Genomic DNA, 23,691 nt, shown 5'->3' on the forward strand with positions numbered 1-23,691 from the left:
TTGAGCCGTTGGAGTTGAAGCAGGAGTTAGAGAGATGACGACCTTGTGGCCTAACCATGCGCTGCAGCGAACCCGGCATGGCGTCGCGGTTGGCAATCGTTGCGTCCCGCGTGCCGGGTCGCTGAGCTTGGGTCGTTAGGCGGACTACACGCACTGTGAAATCAGACACTCCAATTGTCGTTCGTCGATATCCCGTTTCGTATCTGAGCGATGTCGTGTATTGCACACAGCCGATGACTACCGAGTTGGCTGAGACCATTCGCACGCTGCGGCGCGACCACCGCGTAGATTACGTGCGCCTCGGATTTTATCTCTGCGAGTCAGACCCAGATTCCGGAGCTTCGTTTGGCTTGGGCAAGGCACTCACCGAGCTTGCAGCGCTGCACCTGCAGGAACATGATCGTGCTTGGATTTAGTCACATGAAACCCGCGCCGCCGCCATACGCTGACGAGTCAGGCCAAAACTGGGCCTAGGCCGAAGCGAACCCGGCCATCACGCTCCCATCACAATCCCAACCTTTCACTTCGCACATCATGCCTGTGAACATCTACCGGGTGAGGCCTGAGGGAGAAAAGAACGAGCGCATCGCCTGGTTGTGCGACGGCAATTGGCGGCTGCCAGATCAGGCCGAGGCGCTTGAAGCATGGCTGCGGGAGCATCGCGCCACCCTCAAGGCAGATCAGTATGTTGCAGACATTGGCTTTACGCTCCGGGAGGATGCTACCGGAGGTGGCGCGGCCCTTCCTCCCGAGATGATGCGGACGATGGCAGACCTTGGCATGTCGTTATTTTTGTCAGAGTATCCGGGCGACGATGGAGATGAATCCCACAAAGACATGGCCTAACCCTTCGCCCCGCCCCGACAATCGGTTTGTCGTGGTGCAGCGGACCCAGCCCTGAAGCGGTTAGGGGCCCTGCCCTCCAGCCCACTAGGAAACTCATCCCTCAGCAAAAAAAAGACGCCCCGGTCTGATCACTCAAACCGGGGCTCTCGAATTATTTAAAAACAGCTTACTTGATCAACTCTTCAGCGATCTGCACGGCGTTCAAAGCCGCACCCTTCAGGAGTTGGTCACCCACCACCCAGAAGCACAGGCCGTTATCCAGTGCGCAATCCATACGCAGACGGCCCACTTGGCAGTTGTCCTTCTCCGCCACATACAGCGGCAGCGGATATTCCTTCTTCTCTGGATTATCCACGATGTCCAGACCCGGCGCCTTCGCCAGCACAGCACGGGCGGCTTCCACCGTCACCGGCTTCTCGAACTCGGCGCTGACCGCGACGGAGTGGGCGCGATAGACCGGCACACGCACGCAGGTCACGCTCGCGCGGAAACCTTCGTGATGCATGATCTTGCGGCCTTCGTTCTCCATCTTCATCTCTTCCTTCGTGTAACCCGTCGGCAGGAATGAATCCACCTGCGGCAACACGTTGAAAGCGATCTGATGCGGATAGACTTCCTTCGTCACCGTTTCTCCGGCCACGATCTGGTCCACCTGATTCTTCAATTCCTCGATCGCCTTCGCGCCCGTGCCGGACACGGCCTGGTAGCTGGAGGCGAACACGCGCTTCACGCCGAACGCCTGATGCAACGGATACAGCGCCATCAAGGTGATGGCCGTCGTGCAGTTCGGATTGGCGATGATGCCCTTGTGCTTCTTCACATCGGCGGCATTGATTTCAGGCACCACCAGCGGCACCGAGTCATCCATGCGGAAGGCGCTGGAGTTATCCACCACCACGCAACCCGCCGCCACCGCTGCCGGAGCGAATTCCTTCGAGATGCTGCCACCCGCGCTGAACAGGGCGATGTCGATGCCCTTGAAAGAGTCTTTAGTCAGTTCGGTCACCGTGATCTCTTGACCCTTGAAGGTCAGGGTTTTGCCCACAGAACGGGCAGAAGCGAGCAACGTCAATTTCCCCACAGGAAAATTGCGACGCTCCAGCGTCTTGATCATCTCGATGCCGACGGCTCCCGTCGCACCGACCACGGCTACATGCGGATTCCGGTTCATATACGATACAAACTGACTAATCTAACTAAACAAAGGGCGGCAACTATACCCACGGCGGGCAGAGTGTCAATGAGGGCAAAAACGGAGAAAAACTCAAGCAACTCTGCACGCAACGACGAAGCACTGCGTCCGTGCTGCCGGATTCCAGCCGGCAGTAAGAAGAGGTCCGCCGTAACACATTGTTTAAGCACTGACCTGGCGGTGACTCACAAACCAGCTTTTGATTTATATAACCCCAGACGTCATCCATGCCCTTTACTGCCGGCTGGAATCCGGCAGCACATTGTATCAATTCCGCGCGTATTTCCGGATCGCCTTCTGCCACCAAGGCGCCAGCGTTTCATTCGGTCGCTGCCACACTTGATGATGCAGCCAGGACATCACGCGGGAATCCGCCAGCACCAGCATCCGCTCGGCAGGCTTCAACGCATCCGGTCCTTCCGCCAAAAGCTTCTCGCCGTATTCACGCACCTCGGGCCGCGCCACACCGATCTGCGCGAGCATCTCCGCATACTGCGGGTTCAGCCACTTCTCCCGTTGCAGCGAGACGTGGATGGCGTTCACATACGGATCAATCACCGCGATGGCCAATCCCGAACCGCTCGCGAAAGGCTCACCGGAACCCGATTCATCCAGCGCCTTCATCCGCTCGCGCAGACGCTTGATCTCGGGTGGCGGCAAAATCTCTTCCGGCGTCATGAACAGGCCGGATGTGCGCGCGCGCTCACCCCATGTCGCCCGGCTCGTGAAGACACTCATGGGAATGGAGATCACCATGCCTGCGCACACTGGCGCGAACCACCAGAACGTCGGCTGATCCAAGCGCCACACCGCATAACCCCACACCAAACCGATGGCCGTATGCGCCCAATGATTCCGCACCGCATGCGCCCACGAGATGCCATCGGAACCACGGTTTTGCGTGCCCCAATTCACCCCGATGCCGAACAAAATCGTGGTCACAAACTTCGAGTGCCACAACATCTGCAAGGGCGCTTGGAGCGAAGAAAAAGTCGTTTCCACGATCGCACTGGTGATGGCATGGCGCATTCCGCCGAAGGCCAAGGCACGTTGCTTATCCCGTGCAAGATCGATGAGCGCGAGCACCTTCGGCAGGAAAATCACCGTCATGCAGATGCCGAAGATGAGGAACGCGTGCTGCATCCCGTCCACCTTCAAGAACGGTGTGAACGCATGCACAGTGATATCCGAGAGACCGGACAATTCCCGCGACCACAAAATGAAATTGAACGTGAGCAGGAACAGCAACCACAGCGGGCTGGAGAGATAACCGAAGATGCCCATGAGCAGATGGATCCGGCTCACTCCGCGCAGACCTTTAGCGAACACCACCATCGCATGCTGCATGTTACCCTGGCACCAGCGGCGATCGCGTTGCGCGTTCTCGATCATGTCCTGGGGCGCTTCCTCGTAGCTGCCTTCCAAGTCATACGCGAACCAAATCTGCCAGTTCTCCTTCAGCATCAGTGCAGCCTCTACGAAGTCATGGCTGAGGATTTGCCCACCGAACGGCTTGCGGCCCGGCAGATGCGGCAGGTCGCAGAACTGGATGAACGGCTCCGTGCGGATGATCGCATTATGCCCCCAGTAATTGCCGAAATTCTGCGACCAATAATTCAGGCCGGAGATGAAGATCGGTGCATACAGGCGATTGGCAAATTGCTGGATACGGCCGAAGAGCGATTCCGCATTTACCAACGCAGGCACGGTCTGAATGAGGCCCACTTCCGGGTTCACTTCCATGAGGCGCACCATGTCCAGGATGGTCGCACCGCGCATGATGCTGTCCGCATCGAACACGATGAAGTAACGATAGCGACGGCCCCAATTCGTCAGGAAGTCATGGATGTTACCGCTCTTCTTCGCCTCGTTGTTCACGCGGCGGCGGTAATTGATCTTGCCGATGGCATCCAGATCACGCGCGAGGTCCAGCCAACGTTTCTCTTCCTCCACCCATTTATCCGGGTTCGTGGAATCACTCAGGATGTAGAAGTCGAAGTGCTCGATCTCACCGGCCTTTTGCAGGGAACGATACGCTGCGCGCAGACGTTCATACACGCGCGCCACGTCTTCATTATAGATCGGGAAAACAATCGCCGTGCTGATGCCCTTGATGTCGTGCGAACGGTAGTCGTTCAACTGCGTGAGGCGGCTGTTATCGCCAATCAGGCGGATGAAGAAGCCGAAGATGGCGTTCATACATCCTATGCTGCACAGCAAGAAGAGGATGGTGAACAACGCGAGCAAGATGGTCTTGCTGATGGACCAATCCGTCCGCCACATCAGGTCCGCGAACAACCAGGAGACAAAACCTGTGAGCAACAGCGCCGAAGAATAGAAAAAGAAAACACGATGTCCCCGCCGCACGCGCGGCTGGGAAATGATAGTCGGATTCGGCTGATTGGCAGCAGGACTCATGAATGAAACCCCTCTCAGTGGGTCAGGATGAAGATGACGATCAGCGCGATCCAGAACAGGATCCACACCGAGAACATCTTGAAGTAAGGCAAGCGGCTGAAGCTATCCAGCGTGGCGATCGGTCCCAAGTCCAGCGGACGCGGCACCATCTTGGACAATTGGAAATCCGGACCTGCACGCAGGTACGTCTCACGCATCGCTGTGACAAACTCTTCCGGCCAAGGTCCTGGACGCAGGAACTGATCCTGCCACTTGCCCGGCATGTCCGCGAGGAGGAGTGATAACCGTCCACGGGTGGAGAGTTGCTGGTCCACGTTCGTCGGTTGCTCTTGCAGCACTTCGGCGAACCATGTGGTCACCAGCTTGTCCATCTCTTCGGCGGCGATCTCAGTGGCGCTGCGTTGTGGCTCCTTTGGCGCGCGATGCATCGCCCGCTCGATGACATGGATGACCAGTTGGCCGAGCAACACCTTGTTCTGGATGCGCAAAGCATGGAAATAGCTCTCCACCTTGGCGTAGGCAGAGTTCCATTCTTCCAGCGTCCGGCCAGCAAGCTGTCCGGGCGGGTGCGCGAACTGGGTTAGGTCCATGGGTTTAGGGCGGGCTCCAGTGGTAGGTCCACGTTTCACTCACCACCTGGTCGCGGTGTTTGAGAGTGCAACGAATGTCCACTGGCTCCTTATTGCCCGCTTTCGGCTCCATCTTCAATACCACGCGCCACGTATTATCAAAGGGGTTCTTGAAAACCTGGTTGTCCGTGATAACCGCGTTCGCGCTGCAACTGGCGATGGCTTTCGGCGCATCGTTCTCCGGGATGTCCTTGAGCTTCGGTCCGCCGAAATCGATCGCGATCTGACGCCACTTGGGGTTCGGCCCATCGGCACCGATACGCGTGTTCAAAACGATGTTCTCCGAGAGCTTCTGATCCGTCTCCCGCGTCCACTTCATGCGGTAACCGAACCTGAACGGCTCCATGGGTTTAGGCATCTTCTTGGGATTCCAGAACGCCACGATATTATCCAAGCCCTCGTAATTCGTACTCAACTCCAGCAGATGCACCTCGCCCTCACCCCAATCGCTATGCGGCTGAATCCACACGCTCGGAACCTGTTGGTAGTAGTTAAAGAGATCTTGGTAGTTCTGGTAGTTCCGCTCGCGCTGGAGCAGGCCGAAGCCGCGCAAACCGGGCAAGGCAAACGCCTGATGGCGCATCACGGAGGCGTTGTTCAAGGGACGCCACAACGTCTCGCCGGTGGTCGATTTGATCAGCAAGCCATCGGAGTCATGCACTTCGGGGCGGTAATCATCGAACTTGCGCTCTGAGTTCTTGCCGAACCAGAACATGCTAGTGAGCGGGGCCATGCCGATAGTCTTCAACGGTTTTTTGCTGGCATCAGCCGCCTTGATCAGGTCTGGCTTGCGGATGTAGAGGACGGCTTCGATATCTGCGACTGTCGTCTCTCCGGGCACGATACGGAACTTGTAGGCACCCGTGCAGCTCACGCTGTCCAAGACGGCGTAGAGGACCAGTTCTTTGCTGCCAGCTTCGGGCTTGCCCAGCCACCAATCCGTGAAGATCGGGAATTCCTCCGGGCGATCCGTCTCACCGGAATCCAACGCCAGACCGCGGGCTGATTGACCATAACGCTGGCCTGCCCCTAACAAACGAAAGTAACTGGCGCCCAAGAAAGAACCCAGTTCATCCATTTTATTCGGTGAGTTCACCGGATAGAGGACCTTGAACCCAGCATACCCTGTCCGAGCCGGGACTTGGTTCTCCAGCTTGGAATTCCGGTAATTGAAGAAATCCTGCACGAAACGGATATTCTGCACATGCGTGGCCGAGAACTCGTTCACATGCACCGGCTCCTGGTAGATATAGCCAGGGTGAAAGAACTCGACCCGGAACGGCAGCTTGTCTGCCCCCCAAAGGGCGCGGTCGGACCGAAATTGGATTTCCCGGTAGGTATCGTAGGTCAGGTCACGCAGCACTGCCGGCAGCTCGGCACGGGGGGAACGGAAAGGCTTAAGCGCCCGCTCTTCCGCCCGCTTCGCCACGTAATCAAGGTCCAACTGGACGGATTGCGCTGCCTCAGCCAGTTGCCCGGCGAAGCATAATCCGACCAAAAACCACGCTAAAACACTGCATTTCATCTTCTTTTGCCTGACCCCAAGCGGGGCAAACAGGCGCGGAACGGTATAACAGCCTCGGCACTTTGCAAGCCCCCTTCGGATTAACTTAGTTAAAAGAAATATCAACTAAGAGAAGTGGATATTGGATAGGTCGGTGTGGATTGTGAGTTTTTAAATCAAACTTTCAGACTGTCTTCCAACGCCTTTTCAAATGGAAAGGCTCGCCGGTTGACGAGTTGCAAATCCCAAACCTTCCGGGCATGGTATTGGCATGAGCGATAAGGAACTGGCTCTCGAGACCATTCGCAATCTGCCGGAAGAATCGAGCTTGGAGGATATCTCCAGTCGGTTGGAATACTTATCAGCGATACGCAAAGGCTTGGATGATGTAGAGCGTGGAGATATCATCCCGCACGAGGAAGTCAAACGCCAGCTTGAAGTTCTTTTGGTGAACTAAGAAATTGGATAACATCGAAAACCGCTTATCTTTTCTTTCATGAGCATAGAACAAATCGCCCAAGAAGCTTTACGCCTGTCACCGCGTGACCGGGCGTTGTTGGCTGAAACGATTTGGGAAAGCCTGACCGACCCTGATTGCAGTCCCCAAACTTCAGAAGAAGATTTGGTGGCTTTGGCTCAATCGCGCGATGCAGAGATTGAATCGGGCAAAGTCACACCGTTGACGCATTCAGAGTTGATGGCACGTGTCCGTTCATGAGGCTGGAATACCATCCAGCAGTTGCTCCTGCTTTTAGTGCCAGAGGCACGACCCGATGGTAGCCGTGGACGAAGTCCACGGTAAGCAGTTATCAAATCCTCGCGTCACGTAGTGACGCGGTGATTGACACCAGATGTTACTTCTTCAACCTGTGGGCAGGAGCACATCATGGCCAATACCTACACATCTCTGCACTACCACATCATCTTCAGCACCAAGCTTCGCGAACGTTGGATCCCTCCAGAGATTGAGCAACGCATATGGTCTTATTTAGGCGGCATCGCAAATGAAAATAAAATGACGCCGTTAAAGATCGGTGGCGTGGAAGATCATGTGCATCTGGTGTTAGGCGTGCATCCCACAGTGGCGATCAGTCAGGCGCTTAAGCTTTTGAAAACCGGTTCTTCCGGTTGGGTTCATAATACATTTCCCGGGATGAAAGGATTTGGCTGGCAAGATGGTTATGCCGCTTTTGCCGTGAGCAAATCGTTGCTTCCGGAAGTCATCGCCTATGTGGAGGGTCAAAGGGAACATCATAAAACCAGAACCTTTCAGGAAGAGTATCTGGCGTTTCTGCGCAAGCATGAGATTGATTATGATGAACGGTATGTTTTCGATTGAGGCTTGAATCATGCGTCACTACGTGACGCGGGATCTTGGGGCATTAACCGTGGACTTCGTCCACGTCTACCATCGGGTCGTGCCTCTGGCACTACGAGGACGGGGCGTGCCTACGGCGCTACCGGGCGGGAACCAATTGCGGATGATTTTTGCTGGATGGACGGAGAGACTGTTTCTCGTCAATCTTTAAGGAAGACATGAGTCCGCGTTTCCATCACCCACCTGAGGTTTTGCGCTTCTGGCGTTCGCTGGTGAAGAAGGCGTTGCAGGCAGGGTATCCGACGCCGTGCTATATCTTTTCCGTGGAGCCTTTGAAGGAGGCTTGGGGGGAACTGGATGCAGCGTTTGGGCATTTGCCCGTGAAGCATTGGCTCTCGTGCAAGACGCAGCCGTTGCGGCCGATGTTGCAGTGGTGGCAGAAGCTGGGTCGGCCGATCGAAGTGGTGAGCGAGTTTGAGTTTCGCGCGGCGTTGGCAGAGGGATTCACAGCAGAGCGCATCTTGGTGAATGGCCCGGCGAAGCATCGGTGGTTGCCGACGTGTGCGGTGGAGGGGTTGTGGGTGAATTTCGATTCGCTGAATGAGGTGAAAGCACTGGCACCGCTCGCGAAGAAATTGAAATGGCGCGTGGGTCTGCGACTGCGGACGAGCGAGGAGTATGATCCGGAGACGCCGGAGTTTCCGACGCAGTTCGGACTGGGAGAGGGAGACGTTGCTGCGGCGTTAAAGATATTGAAGCGGCACAAGTTGCCGGTGGAGGTGTTGCATTTTCATTTGCGGACGAATGTGGCGGGGGCGGCGAATTATCGGAAGGCGTTGGCGGAGGTGCGGGCGGTGTGTGCGGAGCATGCGTTGGCACCGCGTTTCATCGATTGTGGTGGTGGGTTTCCGCCGGAGCATGTGATCGGTTTCGGCGGCAAATTTGTAGATGAGGATTTCAGTCTGCACGACATGGCGAAGTTGTATGCGGAGGTGTTGAAGTGGTTTCCGTCTGCGGAAGAGATTTGGTTGGAGAATGGGCGGTGGTTCAGTGCGCGGAGCGGGGTGCTGGTGGTGACGGTGTTAGATGAGAAGGTGAGTGGCTTGCGGGAAATTCCGTTGGATTCTAAGCCTGAGAGTTCGCGGGAGTTGCTGCGACTCGGAGAGTCGCGCTCCGTCCGCAATCTCATTTGCGATGGGGGGCGGACGATGAATGCGCTGGTGTCGAATTGGGAGGCGCATGAGCTGCTTTCTTTGCCCGAACGCAAAGGTCGCAAGATCATGACGACGGTGAATGGGCCGACGTGTATGGCGTTCGACAAGCTGGCGCGGCGGCCATTGCCGGAGAGTATTCGCGTGGGGGATCGGTTGCTATGGCTGGAGGCGGGGGCGTATCATCTGCCGTGGGAGACGAGGTTCTCACATGGGCTCGCGGGGGTGGTGTGGTATGAGGGAGAGGGGCTGGTGGAGGTGCGGGCCAAGGAAAGGTGGGAAGTTTAACTGCTGTTTCAATTTTTAAATCAAAAATGAAACAACATGCGTTTCAAGGAGTTGAAATGAAATCAAGAGTTCTGTTATTTCAATTTATTGCCATTTTATGAAATAATAGGCATATCTTATTTCATGGCATCAAAACCAGAAGAGTCATCGGGGCGCTGGATCAAGACCTTGGAAGGCTATCGAGCATTTCATCCAAATCCTTTGCCGCCGGAAATAAATTGGACGCCCGCCTTAGCATCAGCTTTAGCGGATGCTTCTCTGCTGATTGGAAAGTTGGCAGGGGAAGGGAAGCGGTTGCCTAGCCCGCATGTTTTGTTGCGCCCCTTCATTCGCCGGGAAGCCGTGTTATCCAGCCGGATTGAAGGTACTCAAGCCACCTTGGGTGAATTGCTGGCAGCGGAAGCAGGAGCAGCAGTGGAACGCAGTCCGGAAGATTTGAGCGAAGTGGCCAATTATGTGACCGCTATGGAGTTCGGGATGGAGCGGCTCCAGACCCTGCCGCTTTCACTCCGACTGGTTCGGGAATTGCATGAACGGCTTATGACCGGCGTGCGCGGCAAGCACGCCACGCCCGGTGAATTCCGGCGTTCACAAAACTGGATCGGCAAGGCCGGGGAAACCTTGAATCAAGCTGCCTATGTACCGCCGCCCCCGGATGTCTTGGGAGAGTATCTGGCAGCATGGGAACGTTTTTTACATGACCGGACACTCCCCCCGTTGGTGCATATTGCTTTGACACATTACCAATTTGAAGCCATCCACCCTTTTCTGGATGGTAATGGTCGCGTGGGGCGACTGCTGATCACGCTCCAGCTCTGCGAGCGCGGGATTCTGCAAACGCCTTTACTTTATCTCTCCGCTTTCTTTGAAGCCACGCGGGCGGATTATTACGCCGGACTTCGGAATATTTCTGAAAAGGGAGATTGGGACGGCTGGCTGCGTTACTTTCTCAACGGCGTGGCCCGTCAGTCGGAGGATGCCCTGAGCCGGACGGTGAGACTGAACACAATCCTGGAAAATTGGCGTAAACAATTGGCGGGCAAAACGGGCACCAAAGTCGCGCTGCAATTGCTCGATCATTTGGGGGCAAACCCGTTCATAACACCGCGCGGAGCCGAGCAAAAACTGAACCTAGCTTATAACACAGCGGCCCGGGCCATCGCTCAACTGGAAAAACACGGTATCGTGAAGCAAACCAGCGAAGGGAAACGCGACCGGGCATATTGCGCCGAAGCTTTGCTGAAAATTCTCGAAGAACCGGCCAGCTTGATTCCACAGGAGGATCCCTAGTTGTAAATACTGACACCATTTTGGAGCGCTCTTGAAATAGGGTGAAGGGCGGGGAATGACTTATCCATAAGGGGTGCAGCAAAACCAAACCGCGACCTGCACGGGGTCGCGGTTCTTATTTTGAAAATGTCCCCGGCCGGCGGTGATGGAGTGGGGAGGGATGGGGATTACTCCATCACCGCCGGTACGGGGTCTCCCTGACGTCAGTATGCAGCCCGCGTGGAAGTGCGGTACCACAACGAACATAAAAAATGGGCGTACAACGGCATGAAGAAAACTCGTGCAGGCGGCAGGAACTGTTTACAGATTTGTGCTTCATGCGTTGTTCCTTTATTGGGGGACGCACGGGAAGAGTGGCGAAGGAAGAAGGTCAGGACAACGGCAAGAGATTATCTAACTGCGACATTTGTTATCTCACAGCGACATTTGTGCTCCAAAAGCGACGTGGCGCGTTGACAAACAGGTCATAGGGATACTTACGGACCGTCGCGATCGAGGCGTTCGCACTGCAGGATGAATTGCGTGGGGGTAAGCTCGTAGTATTGCTTGAACTGGCGGCAAAAGTGAGATGCTTGGGTGTAACCCAAGCGGAATGCGACTTCTTTAACGGTATCTGTCTCGCGGAGCAGCAATTGGGCAGCCACCATGCGCTGCTCGTCCAACCAGGTCTGCGGGGTGCAGCCGAGGGTCTGCTGAGCCTGACGCTCCAACTGGCGCAGAGTGATGCCACATAGTTTGGCGAGCCGGGAGGCGTTAAAACGGGCTTCCTTGGCCAGGCGCAACCATCCCCGCTTGTTCTTTAATGACCGTCTCCGGCGCAGTTTTTTCATAGGCTGCTTCCCCTAAGTGGGCGGCGAATTCTACGAAAACACCTAATAATGAGAATCTTGCAAAAATCAAGCGCCGTTTTCCTTCGTGTCTGGGTTAATGCCGAAAACCGGCGAATTATAAGGACTTTCAGCTCTAAATCAAACTTCTGCGCTGGCAATCAATGGCCTTCAAATGGTAAGAAGCGAGCATGATCCCACTGAGAAAACGACCGTTCTGGGTTACTTTGCTGCCCGTTGTCACGACGGCACTGTTATGCGCTGCCGGCGTGCTGTCAGTGAGGGGTGCGGAAGATGGCGGTTCAACCAGGGCAAATATCTTTGCCCGGAGTAATCTGGTGGCGTGGTGCATCGTGCCATTTGACGCGAAGAAGCGGGATTCGCTGCAACGTGCCGAGATGCTGGAGCGGCTGCAGATCAGGCGGCTGGCGTATGATTATCGCGCGGAGCATGTGCCGACCTTCGACCTGGAGGTGGAGACGATGAAGAAGCACGGGATCGAGGTGACGGCGTGGTGGTTCCCGGGGTCATTGAACGAGGAGGCTAAGAAGATCCTGGGCGTGATCGAGAGGCACAAGATCATGCCGCAGCTCTGGATCACGGGCGGCGGGGCGGCCACGAAGAACGAGGAGGAGCAGAGACAGCGGGTGGTGGCGGAGGCAAACCGCATCCGACCGATCGCCGAGGCGGCAGGCAGGCTGGGTTGCAAAGTGGCGCTGTATAATCACGGCGGTTGGTTCGGGGAGCCGGAGAATCAGGTGGCAATCATCAAGGAACTGAACCTTCCAAACGTCGGCATCGTTTATAACTTTCACCATGGGCACGAGCACATCGCGCGGTTCCCGGAATTGATGGCGTTGATGAAGCCGCATTTGCTGGCTCTGAATATAAACGGGATGATCCCGGGCGGAGATAAAGCGGGAAAGAAGATACTGACTGTGGGCGAAGGAACGGAGGAGCTGGCGATGCTGAAAACGGTGAAAGCCAGCGGATGGCAAGGGCCGGTGGGCATCCTCAACCACCGGACGGAACTGGATGCGGAGGTGGCGCTGAAGGGGAATCTGGCTGGCTTGGAAAAACTGGCGGCAGCACTCAAGTAAACTGCGGCGACATCCTATCCCCTCAACGGGTGAACCGGCTGATAAAGATTTTGGGGGACAGAAGGGATGGATTAAGCCACAGTCGGACTGAGCAACGTATGAATCTCCTTGGTCAGTTTATCGGGCAGATCCACCCGGCTCCACTCGCAGGCGGCGTGCGGGGGACGGGAAATCCAGCGGCGTACGGGGTCACCCTGGGTAAAACGCTCGCCAGGCATCTCGCAGTAGACGTAGATCTCCGGCGTGGGCGGACCGGCCTGGAAGGGGTTGATAAGGGCAACCACATTCAAACGAGCGAGCTGGGCATTCTCAAGCTGCACCTCGTAGGAGAGGGAACAGCCGGCATCCGGCTCGGGAAGCAGATGCCATTTGTCGACTTGGATGATCATAGGGGTGATGAAGTCTTTCTTCGTTAGACTCTTTCAAAAAGGCAACATTAAAAAAGTCCAACCTTATTCTTAACAGAATTTTAAGGAGACTTTAAAAGAGTAGCCGATGCACCCGGCGTGGGCAACTCCGCAATTAGAAGACTAACATGAGTCTCGTAACAAAACTAGTATTGGCTGCAAAAGCTTTTGACCGACGAGTCTGGCCGAACCATAGGATTGCATTAACCCGAGATTTGGTTAGTCGCCTCAAGAATGACAAGTTGCGGATAGCTGATGTGGGCAGCGCAGACGGACCGGAAGATCGCTGGCTAACTATAAGCGATTTGACCCAATTCATCACTTTCGAACCGAATACTCGTTCGGAATCGAATAGTCCTGATAACACTGTCAATTTCCCAATAGGTTTATGGTCACGGCGAGACAAAATGCCCCTGTACATTACAGCACATCCAGATTCATCTTCGTTGTGCAAAATAAACCGGGAGGTCTTCGATGATTATTTGATTCAGCTAGGTTCCCAAGTAGTCAAACAAATTGAGATTGAAGTAAGTACGCTCGACGCCTGTTTGGAAACAAAGGGGAAGGAAGGACTGACTCCTCATTTTTTGAAAATAGATGTCGAAGGCGGCGATTTGGAAGTTATGAAAGGAGCCGAAGGGACAATTTTGTCGAGTGTACTAGGAATCAGAACTGAAGCGGTGCTCCGACCACTTTGGGTTGGCTGTCCAGAATTATGGGATGTTAATAAACACCTTAGGAGTAAAGGATTCGCGCTATTTACTTTGGGGAAAGTTCAATGGATTCGAAATAATGGATTGTTTGGGTATACCTCGCAACCCCAGCTAATATGGGGCGATGCTGTGTTTTTCTTGGCAAAAGAACCATTCATTAAAAGGATGGAAAGTATTTCCATTGAAAACCGGGAAATTCTTTTAATTCACTTCACTGTCATCCTTCTTGCACACGGCTGCCACGACTATGCTTTAGAAATCGTTGAAACGGTCAAAGACAAAAAACTCGTAAATGAAGCTAATGTTAGCAACTGTGAACAAAGTATAAGAAATTCGGTGGACAAATCGTGCTTTGTCATTCTGTGGCTAGCCATGGGGGCAGCTTTCGCTTTGTTGGTTTATCTTGTTTTTTGTTTAGTTAAACCAACAAGAGAGCATGCAAAGTTTTATCTAAAACAGCGGCTTGGGAGATTTTGCTCATCAGCTTTGCGATGGACTGGAAAAGCTGGGAGACCATACGGTGCCTCGATAGAGGACCAATACGACTAGAATAAGTTAACCCCAGCTATTTCACAATGCTGACAGCTCAGTTTTGTGACGAAATAACCCTATAAAAGCGCTTCACCTTCGCGCTGGATGTACGATCAACAAAAAAATAGGGGCTGGATGGTATCGATGCGATGTTAGTCAGAGTAATCCACTGAACCGGCTCATTGAGACTCTCAGCATACTGTATAAAGCAAGAGGTGCCAACGCCAGCTTGCAAGGTTATGCCAGCATACACCTCAGCTGACGCTTGAATTTGTCGTTTTCCTCCCGATCCGGCCTGATAAATGCTCTGAATTTCTTGCAAAGTAAGCCCACGGTTGTAGATAGAAAATTCGTCAATATAGCCGTCAAATGCCTCACAAACCCCAGAGGTGCCCAATCGTAGGTCAGCCGTGTTTTGAGCACCAAATGTAGCGCCTGGAAAGCTCTTATAGACTGCACCATTTGCGTACCAAGTGATACCCGAAGCATCGAATACTGCTGCCCAATGAACCCACTCATTGAGCGGGACGGCAGGCAAAGTGTTATCAACACCCAACTGATAGTTGATTTGTATCGTAGGACAAGCTCCTGCTCGTTTTCCGAAAATGTGAAACGGTAAGTCGCTTGAGGTACGATAAGCCCAAAATTCAAATGTGGCATGGCTACCGGGCGCAAAACTTACCAAGCTACTGTGAGGAACGGACAAAGCGGAGGCGCGAACATCAAAAGCTCGACCTACTTTGCCATTCACATAAGCAGGAGTTCCCAGCCATGAAGCATCAAGCTGATTCAACGTCGAATCTTCTGAATTATCATTGCCATTCCACCACGCGACCAAACCGCTTGGAACATCGGTCGGAACTGCATGCAAAGAGGTAGTTGCAACACTTGAAATGAGTAGAATACAGCCAAATGTTTGAAACAACGCCTTCTCAAATTTCATAAAAGCTTAAAGGAATAGACTCCTAGGAGATAGTTTAGTAGAAAATAAATTACGGTAGACGTAGATAGCAAGAAAAAATAGGAATTTCTTTAGAAAATGAAAAACCAAGCATTAAAAAGAAGGTGGATTCTGAATGCGGTCCTTTTAGGACTAGGAATTTTTGCTTCCAATAAAGCTACTGCAGCAACCAAAGCTAAACCTCTTCAAGATGTCTCTCTCGAAGGCGAATGGTTTGGAGAAGACGGTCGTATTTGCGCTGTGTTTAGACAAGGCCGCGTTTTGCTGGTTGTTAATCCATTGGGTTCAATTGGGGTGGCACATATGGTAAAGCCTAACAGCATGGTTGTAGTTGGAGGATCTGGATGGGACAAAGGATTGACAGGTCATCTATCGGCTGATGGCAAACGGATTGACTGGTCAAACTCAACAGCATGGCTGAAATCTTAATCGGCAACAAAGAAGGTTTTCAGCAAACTAAGTAAGCGAACGATTGCGATTGTTTCTTTGGTTTCAATAAGATTTTTGACGGCATTGAATAAAAAGGACTCGCACCCGTGGCTATGCTAAGTATCTCTGACCGAAGGAGCAATCTGTTATACAGAAGAATTCCCTCGATACGTCCGGGCCAAGCTCCCGCATTGCTGAGAAATTTTGCTATGCGCCAATAATCACTTGATCCAGTACTTGGGACTTGTTCAAGATAATCAGTGGCGTCTATTCTTCCATCAACATAGAGTGTAGCTAAGTTTGTGGAGGATGAATAAATGCCCGTAATGCAGTGCCACCTATTGTCAGCACAGTTTATACTTCCAGACAAAATTCCATCGCCAAATCCGTTGCCCCACAAAATATTTCCAGCGGACCCAGCAACTAAATGGAAGTTAGCGGCAGCTGGAAATTCCCCATTATGCCCCCAATGCAACAACCCTTTATCCCCCGTCCATGACGGCGCTTTGATCCAGCAGCTCACTGTCCGGCTTTGGTTTCCTACGGGAAAGTTCTTTCCGGGTGTGTCGCCGATGACGTCATCGTCTGTGCCGTCGAAGTTCAGCGCGTGGCCGTTTTTCCCGATGGTCCAGTTTGCGCCGTTGCGGATGGTGCCATGATTCCCGTTCCCTGAGTAGTCCCAGAGCCGGGTAGCGTGGCGTGGCGCGCCGGGTGGTGCCCAGGCGGCCACGAGTCCCTGCCAGAGGTTGGGATAGGCGGATTCGCTGGCGTTGCGGGCGAAGGCCCGGGTCAAGTTTGGACCGTTCATTATTGCGCCTCCGGGTTGATGCCCAAGTAGCGGACCCAGTGATTTGAGCCCGTGTTGTCCAGATTCGCGCCGGTGTCGTTCTGGATCGCGATGCCCCATTTCGGCCCCGGATTATCGATGACGAATTCTCCGTAGAGCACATCGCCCGCAGTCGGCGAGGATTTGTTGTTCATCACGCCTATGAGTTGCGCGTTCTGGATGGTGATGGTCGCATCCGAGGCACCCGCTCCATCCGTGCGATGGTTCGTGCCGTGGTTGTCATCACGGATGAGGTACGCGGTGACGGTGCGGTTCCCCGTGGGTGTCGAGCCCTGCTTGATCTTCGCGTAGACGATCACGCGGGTGAAGCGGTCCGTCGTGTTGTCCACGATGGTCGATTGCTTCGCCACACCTGTGGCCAGGTTTGCGAGCGTGATGGTGAATGCTGTGGAGCTGCCGAATTTATCTTTGATTTCTGTAGGCATATTTTCTTTTTCGTTAATGGTTTAAGATTTCGTATTGAGTGATGGCGTCAGTTCTTCTTCCCCGTGATGGAGATGGTGAGCCGTTGAATGGTGGCGATGGAATCCACGTTGAAGGCGAGGATGTCTCCTGCATTCACCGCCGTGGTCCAGCCGGTCAAAGTGGTGTCCTTGGTTTTCACCGCGCTGCTGATGGTGGGTTTCGCGCTGGCCGTGATGCTGTCTGCACCAGTGGGCGGATAGCTCGCGTAAACATCCTTCCAGATGTCGATGACGGCACTGCCGGTTTGATCGGCAAGCACGGTCACGCCGGTGATGGTCATGGGAAAGGAGACTTCGAGGAAACCTTTCAATCCCGTGGTGATCACGGAACCACCGCCATCAATGACGAAGTTCAGCGACACGACACTCGCTTTTTCCAAGTCGACCTGAGGAGCGGTTTTCCAATCGCTCTTGCCCGTGATGCCTTTGATGCGTCCGGCGAACCAGGAGAGCAATTCAGTGAGGCTTCCCGTATCCGCGGGCGAGATCAGACTTTGATCTGCGGTGCGGTTACCGATCTTCACATCCGTACATTCGCCATCGGAAAGGCCTTTGGAGAATTGCGCGAAGGTCAGTCCCGTGGTGCCCAGCGTGATGGGGTCATTGGTTGTTAGCACATAGCCCATGTCACCGTTCGCGGTGCCCTCGATCACGAAGCAATACATGCCGGCGGTCACCTTGGGATCCGCATCAGCATCAGAGGCACGGATCCACGCACCGCTTTGCACCACATAGATGCCGTTCTCTTCCGGCGCGGTCTGGTTCTTCACCAGCACACGGTTTCCCGAAACGAGAGCGACGCCATCGATCGTCAAAGGTCCTCCCGTGGCGAGATCTACATTGGCAGTCGTGGCCACGCGGCAGGAATCCTTCGGATCGGCACCGCCACCGGCGAGCGCATCCACATACGCCTTTGTGGCGGCGTGGTTCGCATCTGTAGGCGAACCGTTCAGGACCAGTGTGCCCGTCATCGTGCCTCCGGTGAGCGAGAGGAAAATCTCGGTGAACCCGCTGCCGGTGTAACGATAGTGTTTGTAATCCAGATCCGTCCGCACGATCCAGTAGCCGACCGGCACAGTTTCTGTGGGCACAGCACTCACCACTGCGGGGCGTATCTGTTTCCATGTGTAAGGCGTCTCGGTTTCGGGATCGCTCTCCACGGTGCAGACATATTCCGCACCGTAGAGATCGCGCCAGCGTTGGTTGAGTACGTAATCGCCCTCTTCGTCCGGCGGCCCGGCCAGATCGGTCGGCTCCTCCGAGACGTAACTCGGCTCGTGCTTGTAGAGCATGCGTGTCGCCACGCCGAAATTGTATTCGATGAGGGTCTGTGGACCCGCCGTTCCAGCCACGCTGGTGAATTCTCCTGGTGATATTCCGGTCATATGTTTCTGATGGTTAATTCGTCGTGATAGCGCGACTTGAGTCCGTTCTTCAGTGCCGTCGCCCGCACTTTGAAATCATCTGTGGCGAACCAATATTCGCGGCGCGCTTTCAAGTAGATGAATGAGTCGGTGCCCGCAGGCACGAGTTCCTTGTCCTTCCACACGCCTGCCATGGTGTAAAAATCAAGTTGTGTCGCGGGCAGATCGGTTCCCGGATCGGCCATGCGCGCCCAGAAATCCCGGGTGCCATTCTCCGTGAGGGACCAGGTGAGCGGGATGTCGTCCGTTGTTCCGTAAACTGGATTCCGTCCATCATCGAAGGCGCGCAGATTGACGGGCGCGAGTGGCTCATCCATGCGCCCTCTGAGCGTGATGCCCGTTGTGGGTATGAGGGAGAGCTCGGCCTGTTGTCCGAAGGCGGTGGGCTGCAGTTTGAAGACACACTGCGCATTCCGCGCAAAGCTGGTGTGGTTCAGTCTTTCCAGATCCCGTTCGGCGATGATGAACACCTTGCGACCGACTGCGTGGACTTGGCGGCGCGTGTCGTAGCGGGCACGGATGCCATAGAGCCGGCACTGGCCGCCATCCAGGTACTCCACTTCGGCAAGGGAGATGATCTCATCCCCCACGAAGACAAGGACATCATCGTTCAGTGCGTTGTTGAGTGATGGGCTCGCGGGCAGGTCATTCACATCATCCGGCGTGATCAGGAGGCCGTAACGATTATCGATGATGTCCGTGGCGTCCGTGTATTCCTCGGCGACAGTACCGCCCAGCGCGAAACCATTGTGATTCCCGAGCAGATCATAGCTCAGAGTGAACATGCTCGTAGAGCTTCTGTAAAAATAGAACCCCGCAGGCCATTGATCCCGGATGATGGTGCCCAAGCGACCGCGGATCAAATGCACCCGCGCAAAGCCGGACGTGCTCGTTCCTTCGGGGTCGGTCTCCAGCGGCAGATCGCGCCAGTTCAGCACCGCCATCCACTCGCCATTGACATGCATGAGCAGTTGGGCCGATTGCGTAAGGCTGCGGAAGTAAGGTGCTCGTGGATATGAAAAATGGACAAGGGCGCCTTCTCCTTCCAGAAAGAGTTCTTTGTGCGGCAAGGCCTCTGCCAGACCGGCGTTATCGATGCCATAAATCTTGGTCGGCTGCGCCGCTGCCAGTGCCGAGGAGCGCCGCAGATGGATGTGAAACTTCGTGGTGTAATAATTTGGCCGCACCGCCAACGGCACCACGGTGATCTTGTTCTCGTTGCCCAAGCCCTTGGGCAGCTCCACCATCAATTGGTTTTTAAACGGCTCGGGATCGATCTTCTCGCTGATGATGAGTGCATCATCCTCCGGCACGTAATACTTCTCGCTCAGATACGAGCGGTCCATGGCCACTTGCAGGCTGATGTCTCGCGAACCAGCACGGCCGGTGGAGCAAGAGATCACCCGCATGAGCAGCTCGTTGATGCCCAGTTGCGGATAGCTCAGACGGAAGAGGGTGCCCGGTGCCAGCTTCGCCGATTTTCGCACGGTGAGTTCGCCTTCACTTAGCGGAACTGCAGCGGCCCGGCCTGATGCAGCAACGACCATCTGCGCTAGCTTTGGCCGCGTGATCCAGGGTCGTTCGATCGTCTGTGGCGTGTTATCCGTGGTGATCAACGCCACACCGGGATCGCGATACGGCAGTGCGTTCTCTTTGTAAGCGCGGTTGCGATCGGTGAATTTCACCCACGTCTTGCTCTTCACTCCGCGCCAGCTTCCCGGTTTCAACTCCGGTTCTTCCAGCAACACATTCTCATCGAGTAACGGCAACGTTTCCACCTCCGCCGGTGGGCGGATCAGACCGATGCGAAATTTTCCTTCCGGCGTCTGCAGCACGTATCCGTCGAAGTATTCGCAGATCTGGGTGACGAGCTGACGCGCACTGGTCTGCTTCGTGATATATGGCGAGATGCCGATCTCCTCCTCTTTCAATTGTGCGGCCACGGCGATGAGCGCTGTCGTGTCCAGCCAGTCTGCCGACCAACCGAGGCCGTAGGTCTGGTTCTGCAACAGATCCGCCACCACCGCCACCGGGTTGCAATCTCCCTCCACTTCCACCGCTTCAACCGGCAGCCACGTCGGACGCGGATGACGGCGCAACACCACTTCCACATTCGGCGCGTTCGTCTGGTTGAAGCCGAAGTAGATCTGGTGAAAGATCAGGTAGCATTGACCACGGTAAGGCGGATGATCGAGGTCCGTTTTTTGCAGATCGAAAGGACTGTCCGTAGCGGGCAAGGCCTGATCCGCCGTTCCCCAGTAGATCCGCATCGCACCGTGGTCCTCCAGTGTGAGGTCTGCAAAAGTAGCGCCACCGGTCCGGCTCATGTCACCAGACCACACTTCGTCGCCATTGAAATAAACTTTCTCGATGGCATCCACCGGGCCATGACACACCAGCGCGATGAGCGAGGCGTAGTAATTGTAACCCGTCGTGGTCGTCTTGCCTTTGCCCGCCGATTGCGTGACGGCGACGGTCTTGATGTTGAACGCCTCGCTGATCCACGTCACTCCGAGCCGCGTCTTGCCCGCGAAGTAGGGCAATGGCCGCGCCTGTTCATTGGTCGTGGCTCGTGATTCGTCCAAGCCCAACGGCTTTTGCGCGGGCGCGGGCATGGCTTTTGAAGAACCGCCGGAAAAACTCATACCACCAGCCTTTCCCAAGGAGTGTTCACCGTGTTCTGCAACGGCACGCGGAGCGGTTCAGTTGCCGGCAAAGTCACCACGACGGGAGAAGCCGTTCCGCTCGCTGTGATTTCCACCGGACGGAAGACAAGCGTGAGACGCTTGCGCCATGTGCTGTCATCGATCCACGATTCACCCACGGTGTAACCCTGGTAAACATGCACGAAGGTGCGGTCCGTCAGCACCACGCCCACATGATGCACACTGCGGCCCATGCGGAAGCACAGCAGATCCCCCACCTGCCACGGCGCTTCTGCTTTCGCAAAATGCGGGCTCGCTTCCAGCCACGAAGTCACGCGGCTGCCGTCATTGTGCTGGCCGCCGTCCATCGTGTATTTGCCCGGTTTGAATTCGCGCAACAGTCCGGTGCCTTGATAAAGCGCCGCCGCGAGTTGCACGCAATCCACCCCCACGCCCGCCACTTGCGCGTGCGGCACGAACGGCGTGCCGAACCATTCCTGCGCCAGTGCCAGCAAAGCTGCCTGGCGCGTCCTGTCTTGATAATAAGCCTTCATTTCTTGCCTCCTTGGGAAACCTGCGATTGCACCGCCACCAATGTCGGATTCTTCTCCGGCACGAATGGGTGGCCAAAAAAACGATCATTCACGAACTTGATCTTGCACGTCGTCCAGCGGCCATCACAGCCCGCCAGCAACACCACCGAAGTGCCCACCGTCGCATGCAGCAAAGGCAGATTCAGTTTCAGCTCCCGCACTCCACTGCCCACGATGGTATCTTCCAGCACGGTGCGTATCTCCATCTGGCTGCCTGTGCCTGCTTCGATCCAGCCGAAGGAAAAATAATTCACCGGCAAGCCGCTAAGCTGGCTCACATGACTCACCCGCACCGTGCTGCCATTGATCACCGAAAGCGCCGCAGTGCGACGATACTGCGTGGTCTTGACCACCTTGCACGTGTTCGGCTCATAGACCTGGAAAGAACAGCGCGGACTGATCAATGCATCCGGCAGACGTTGATTATCGAGGTCCAGACGTGAGATGCAGCTCGCGCTGATCTTCTTGCCGCGTCGCGTCACCTTCTCCACCTGTCCCGTGAAGAGCACTGTGCCAGCATCCGGATCAGCAAAGGATGTCTCGAAGATACGAACGTATATCGGGCCCGTGGGTGGATAAGGAAAACCGAAGACGAACGGATGCCCCGTTTCATGCACCGCCTCGATCGTCACCTTCTCCGCCTCACCTTTCAGTCCTTGGTCCAGAGAACCATGATCGATCGGTTTGGAAATATAAGCCACTGGCTCGTCTTCCTCCGGCGCCTCCAGGAGCGAGCTGATGCCGCTCGCGAAACTCGTGTAGTACCAATGCTGGATCGGATCCGTGTTGATCCAGACGTGATACAGATATACCGGCATCTCGCCCGTCTCCGCAGCCGCATACTCCACAGGCAGCTCCAGCACCTGAAAGGAGCGTTGCTCAAACCATTCCGCGAGAAAGGCGGCACTCTCCTCATCCTCTGCCAGCCGCACATAGTGCAACCGGCTCACCATCGTCTCCGCGTTTGGCGTGAAAGTCAGCGCGCTTTCCAACGTCACACGTTCTGTGCCGTCACCATTGTCTGCCACACTCAGGATCTTCCGCGCCACACCCGTCCCTTCCTGCGTGAACCACAGATGCACCGCCGGATGATCATTCCATGAAGCTGCAAAGCCTTGTCCTGCGATGTCGAACTGCGTGGTGCTGATGCCCTCCACGATGTCCACCGCCTCCGTCGGCGCAGGCAGCCAGAACCCGTGCAAACGTCCGCGCAATGCCGCAAAGAAATTTTCCAGCGCAAGGATCTCCGTCTCCGTGTTCAACTGCACGCTGAACTCGAATCCATGCACCACATGGCTCTGTAACGGCGCGAACACCTCCGCACCGAAACCGATCGCCAGCTCGCGCAGATCGTAGCTCAAGCGCTGGCTCGCACCATCGGTCCAGTTGATGGGCGTGGTGAAGATGGGCCGCGAAAGATACGTCGGCGCACTGGATGCCGTCGCACGCGTCGAGCCCGTGACCTCCAGCAGTGTGAATGACACCGATCCGTGGCGGCTCGTGACCAATGACATGCTTTCACCATCCGGCTTGCCGAAAAGCAGCGGCCACACCAGCGAACCGGCTGCGAACGTCTGCGGCAACACGCTGTTCAGCGTGAGCACGAGTCCTGTTTTTGCCGTGATCTGCCGCACTGCGTACACGGGTTTCTCGATATCCGATGCATCTAGGAAGAAGATGAAATCGCCCACCTGCCACGGCCAGTTCGTCGTCGCCAGTTCCGCGCTTGTGCCACTCGCGCTGCTGGCGAGATCGGAAGCACGTCCCCAGAAAGGCACTACGGCCTTGCCGGACTTCATCGCCTCGCGCAATTGGTCTTCCAGTCGCGCACGTTGCTCCTGCGTGAGCGTGGCGATCTCGTAAGACAGCTCTAGCCGCGGCACAGCGCGCATCGCTCCGCGATCCTCCGCGCCCGTCACCGTCTCCTGGATCTCCGTCTCCCACCGACGCGTCAGCTCCGCTCCCTGCTGCCAGTCCGGCAACTCTGGTAACAACACATGCCCATTGATCAACTCGATACTCATCTAATCCTCCTTAACTCGTTCTCTTAAGTG

23 protein-coding genes are annotated in these 23,691 nt (G+C 55.3%); 10 read left to right on the top strand and 13 right to left on the bottom strand.

The window, feature by feature from the left end; all coding sequences use genetic code 11:
* The first annotated feature begins 233 nt into the window (after positions 1 to 233).
* The gene (locus tag VGH19_02450) at positions 234 to 416 is read left to right on the top strand and encodes a hypothetical protein (GenBank protein ID HEY1170207.1); all 183 of its coding nucleotides are present in this window, start codon (positions 234 to 236) and stop codon (positions 414 to 416) included.
* Positions 417 to 534: 118 nt separating this feature from the next.
* On the top strand, positions 535 to 846 hold the full coding sequence (locus VGH19_02455; protein ID HEY1170208.1) for a hypothetical protein: 312 nt from the start codon (positions 535 to 537) through the stop codon (positions 844 to 846).
* 166 nt (positions 847 to 1,012) lie between these two features.
* Here VGH19_02455 and VGH19_02460 read toward each other — a convergent pair whose 3' ends face one another.
* The 4 genes from VGH19_02460 to VGH19_02475 form a co-directional block, all read right to left on the bottom strand.
* A complete protein-coding gene (locus VGH19_02460; GenBank protein HEY1170209.1) occupies positions 1,013 to 2,017 on the bottom strand; it encodes an aspartate-semialdehyde dehydrogenase in 1,005 nt (334 codons plus the stop codon).
* A gap of 288 nt (positions 2,018 to 2,305) precedes the next feature.
* Entirely contained in the window at positions 2,306 to 4,456 is a 2,151-nt protein-coding gene (gene mdoH, locus VGH19_02465) for a glucans biosynthesis glucosyltransferase MdoH (GenBank protein HEY1170210.1), read from the bottom strand.
* Positions 4,457 to 4,470: 14 nt separating this feature from the next.
* On the bottom strand, positions 4,471 to 5,046 hold the full coding sequence (locus tag VGH19_02470; GenBank protein ID HEY1170211.1) for a hypothetical protein: 576 nt from the start codon (positions 5,044 to 5,046) through the stop codon (positions 4,471 to 4,473).
* 4 nt (positions 5,047 to 5,050) lie between these two features.
* The gene (locus VGH19_02475) at positions 5,051 to 6,610 is read right to left on the bottom strand and encodes a glucan biosynthesis protein G (GenBank protein HEY1170212.1); all 1,560 of its coding nucleotides are present in this window, start codon (positions 6,608 to 6,610) and stop codon (positions 5,051 to 5,053) included.
* 250 nt (positions 6,611 to 6,860) lie between these two features.
* Between VGH19_02475 and VGH19_02480 the strand changes: the two genes are divergently transcribed.
* The 5 genes from VGH19_02480 (at position 6,861) to VGH19_02500 (ending at position 10,696) form a co-directional block, all read left to right on the top strand.
* Positions 6,861 to 7,046, top strand: a complete 186-nt coding sequence (locus tag VGH19_02480) for a hypothetical protein (GenBank protein HEY1170213.1) — start codon at positions 6,861 to 6,863, stop codon at positions 7,044 to 7,046.
* Between the two features lie 39 nt (positions 7,047 to 7,085).
* Positions 7,086 to 7,307 (top strand): addiction module protein, encoded by a 222-nt coding sequence (locus VGH19_02485; GenBank protein ID HEY1170214.1) that lies wholly within the window; start codon positions 7,086 to 7,088, stop codon positions 7,305 to 7,307.
* 168 nt (positions 7,308 to 7,475) lie between these two features.
* Complete coding sequence (tnpA, locus tag VGH19_02490; protein HEY1170215.1) at positions 7,476 to 7,928, top strand: IS200/IS605 family transposase; 453 nt, start codon at positions 7,476 to 7,478, stop codon at positions 7,926 to 7,928.
* Between the two features lie 197 nt (positions 7,929 to 8,125).
* Positions 8,126 to 9,406, top strand: a complete 1,281-nt coding sequence (locus VGH19_02495) for a hypothetical protein (GenBank protein HEY1170216.1) — start codon at positions 8,126 to 8,128, stop codon at positions 9,404 to 9,406.
* 87 nt (positions 9,407 to 9,493) lie between these two features.
* On the top strand, positions 9,494 to 10,696 hold the full coding sequence (locus tag VGH19_02500; protein HEY1170217.1) for a Fic family protein: 1,203 nt from the start codon (positions 9,494 to 9,496) through the stop codon (positions 10,694 to 10,696).
* Between the two features lie 476 nt (positions 10,697 to 11,172).
* Here VGH19_02500 and VGH19_02505 read toward each other — a convergent pair whose 3' ends face one another.
* Complete coding sequence (locus VGH19_02505; GenBank protein HEY1170218.1) at positions 11,173 to 11,526, bottom strand: helix-turn-helix transcriptional regulator; 354 nt, start codon at positions 11,524 to 11,526, stop codon at positions 11,173 to 11,175.
* A gap of 188 nt (positions 11,527 to 11,714) precedes the next feature.
* On the opposite strand from VGH19_02505, the gene VGH19_02510 reads away from it, so the two are divergent.
* Entirely contained in the window at positions 11,715 to 12,623 is a 909-nt protein-coding gene (locus tag VGH19_02510; GenBank protein HEY1170219.1) for a TIM barrel protein, read from the top strand.
* A gap of 71 nt (positions 12,624 to 12,694) precedes the next feature.
* Here the strand turns inward: VGH19_02510 and VGH19_02515 are convergent, their stop codons facing one another.
* Positions 12,695 to 13,012: a hypothetical protein gene (locus tag VGH19_02515; protein HEY1170220.1), complete on the bottom strand. Its 318-nt coding sequence runs from the start codon at positions 13,010 to 13,012 to the stop codon at positions 12,695 to 12,697.
* Positions 13,013 to 13,158: 146 nt separating this feature from the next.
* On the opposite strand from VGH19_02515, the gene VGH19_02520 reads away from it, so the two are divergent.
* Positions 13,159 to 14,292 carry an FkbM family methyltransferase gene (locus VGH19_02520; GenBank protein HEY1170221.1) on the top strand — a complete coding sequence of 378 codons (1,134 nt, stop codon included), beginning with the start codon at positions 13,159 to 13,161 and terminating at the stop codon, positions 14,290 to 14,292.
* Between the two features lie 37 nt (positions 14,293 to 14,329).
* Here VGH19_02520 and VGH19_02525 read toward each other — a convergent pair whose 3' ends face one another.
* On the bottom strand, positions 14,330 to 15,217 hold the full coding sequence (locus VGH19_02525) for a LamG domain-containing protein (protein HEY1170222.1): 888 nt from the start codon (positions 15,215 to 15,217) through the stop codon (positions 14,330 to 14,332).
* Between the two features lie 96 nt (positions 15,218 to 15,313).
* Here VGH19_02525 and VGH19_02530 point away from each other — a divergent pair, with 96 nt between their 5' ends.
* Complete coding sequence (locus VGH19_02530) at positions 15,314 to 15,664, top strand: hypothetical protein (protein ID HEY1170223.1); 351 nt, start codon at positions 15,314 to 15,316, stop codon at positions 15,662 to 15,664.
* A 19-nt stretch (positions 15,665 to 15,683) separates the two neighbouring features.
* Here VGH19_02530 and VGH19_02535 read toward each other — a convergent pair whose 3' ends face one another.
* Genes VGH19_02535 through VGH19_02560 form a run of 6 tightly spaced genes read right to left on the bottom strand, consistent with a single transcriptional unit; the run spans position 15,684 to position 23,661 of the window.
* On the bottom strand, positions 15,684 to 16,472 hold the full coding sequence (locus VGH19_02535; GenBank protein ID HEY1170224.1) for a LamG-like jellyroll fold domain-containing protein: 789 nt from the start codon (positions 16,470 to 16,472) through the stop codon (positions 15,684 to 15,686).
* A complete protein-coding gene (locus VGH19_02540) occupies positions 16,472 to 16,936 on the bottom strand; it encodes a hypothetical protein (protein HEY1170225.1) in 465 nt (154 codons plus the stop codon). Before VGH19_02540 ends, VGH19_02535 begins: the two co-directional genes overlap by 1 nt.
* 47 nt (positions 16,937 to 16,983) lie before the next feature.
* Positions 16,984 to 18,360 carry a hypothetical protein gene (locus tag VGH19_02545; GenBank protein HEY1170226.1) on the bottom strand — a complete coding sequence of 459 codons (1,377 nt, stop codon included), beginning with the start codon at positions 18,358 to 18,360 and terminating at the stop codon, positions 16,984 to 16,986.
* Positions 18,357 to 21,014, bottom strand: a complete 2,658-nt coding sequence (locus tag VGH19_02550) for a hypothetical protein (GenBank protein HEY1170227.1) — start codon at positions 21,012 to 21,014, stop codon at positions 18,357 to 18,359. The genes VGH19_02545 and VGH19_02550 overlap by 4 nt, the downstream gene beginning before the upstream one ends.
* Positions 21,015 to 21,040: 26 nt before the next feature.
* Entirely contained in the window at positions 21,041 to 21,598 is a 558-nt protein-coding gene (locus tag VGH19_02555; protein HEY1170228.1) for an NlpC/P60 family protein, read from the bottom strand.
* Positions 21,595 to 23,661: a phage BR0599 family protein gene (locus VGH19_02560; protein ID HEY1170229.1), complete on the bottom strand. Its 2,067-nt coding sequence runs from the start codon at positions 23,659 to 23,661 to the stop codon at positions 21,595 to 21,597. Before VGH19_02560 ends, VGH19_02555 begins: the two co-directional genes overlap by 4 nt.
* Between the last annotated feature and the right edge of the window lie 30 nt (positions 23,662 to 23,691).

The sequence above is a fragment of the Verrucomicrobiia bacterium genome, assembly GCA_036405135.1.
In the GTDB taxonomy this organism is placed as follows: domain Bacteria; phylum Verrucomicrobiota; class Verrucomicrobiia; order Limisphaerales; family JAEYXS01; genus JAEYXS01.